This is a genomic window from Peribacillus sp. YIM B13482, assembly GCF_042787975.1.
Classification (GTDB): domain Bacteria; phylum Bacillota; class Bacilli; order Bacillales; family DSM-1321; genus Peribacillus; species Peribacillus simplex_A.
In genome coordinates this window covers 1-1,439 of record NZ_JBHZPF010000138.1, presented here as the reverse complement: position 1 = coordinate 1,439, position 1,439 = coordinate 1, and the positions used below count along the sequence as shown (strand labels likewise).

The window sequence follows — 1,439 nt, the reverse complement described above, 5'->3', positions numbered from 1 at the left end:
TTTGAAGTGAACCCAAAAAGTTAGACACTTTATTTAATTAGGCAGCCTTGAGGGCATGAACCCGGTAATCTACCGGGCTCATGCCTTTTAATTTTACCTTGATTCGTTGATGATTGTAGTAATGGATATATTCTTCTAGTTCTTGTTTGAAATGCTCCATGCTTTCAAATTCTTGAAGATAGAGTAACTCGGATTTTAATAGCCCAAAGAAGTTTTCAATGACCGCATTATCGAGACAATTTCCTTTGCGGGACATGCTTTGTGTAATCTTATGTCTTTTCAAATCATGTGAGTATTGTTTCATCTGGTAATGCCAGCCCTGATCTGAATGGAGAATGGGTGAATCTTTCGATTCCAAGCGATTAAAGGCTTTATCTAGCATTTTGGAAACGAGCGGATAAACAGGCCGAGATTCGATATTATAGGCGATGATTTCTCCATTAAACAGGTCAAGAATGGCCGATAAGTATAGTTTCTCCCCAGCTAGATGGAATTCCGTGACGTCTGTCACCCATTTTTCATTGGGCTTTGCCGCCTTGAAATCACGTGCTAGAATGTTGGGCGCAATCTTACCGATGTTCCCTTTGTACGAACGGTATTTCTTCATGCGAACCAATGACTTCAATCCTAGTTCATTCATCAATCGGAGAACTGTTTTATGATTGATGTGAACACCTCGGTTACGTAATTCTAGGGTGATACGCCGATACCCATAACGCCCTTTATGCGTATGGAAAATCTCTTTGATAAGGGATTTAATTTCTGTGTATTTATCCTCACGCCCGAAGGCGTTTACCCAATAGTAGTACGTACTCCGTGCCATTTTAGAAATGGATAGAAGCAGATTTAAATCAAATTGTTTCCTTAGTTCATGGACTACTTTCGCTTTTTCTTTCTTTGTAAGGCTTCCTTTTCTTGAACTAAGGCATTCAACTTTTTTAGATAGGCATTCTCTGCACGTAAGTATTCTAATTCGGCAAGAAGTGCTTCTTGAGAGCCATTAGCTGGCGATTTTTTCTTAGTTTCTTTTTTCATGGATAGACGCCCCTTTTTCTTTGGATTAAGGGCGTCTATACCTCCTTCCTTAAACTGATTTGCCCAATTCAAAAGTGTAGAATCGGAAGGAAGGTTATAGTGTACAGCGGTCTCGTTGATCGATGCCCCATATTCGTTCATATATGTAAGTACCTCTAGTTTAAAGGGCAGAGTGTAATTTGTATAGGATGAAACAAGTCCTTCCATCCCATGTTTTAGATAGCGAGCGACCCATCTTTTCAGAGGGGATAAACCTACATTTCTTTCTTGAGCAATGGATTTATAGGATTTTTTCCCTTTTAAGTACTCTAAAACTGCATTTGATTTTTCGTCTATCGTATATTTAGTCAAAAAAACTGCACCTCCAATTGTTAGATGGTGTCTAACAATTGGGGTGCAGTTCA

At 39.1% G+C, this 1,439-nt stretch carries 1 protein-coding gene; it reads right to left on the bottom strand.

The genetic code is table 11. From position 1 onward, the window contains the following. Positions 1 to 37: 37 nt before the first annotated feature. Positions 38 to 1,386, bottom strand: a protein-coding gene (locus ACFX4L_RS25335) for an IS3 family transposase (RefSeq protein WP_377406670.1) whose coding sequence is annotated in 2 segments (ribosomal slippage) — positions 38 to 942 and positions 942 to 1,386 — 1,350 coding nt in all. Because the reading frame shifts where the segments join, the coding sequence is not laid out codon by codon here. Positions 1,387 to 1,439 lie beyond the last annotated feature (53 nt).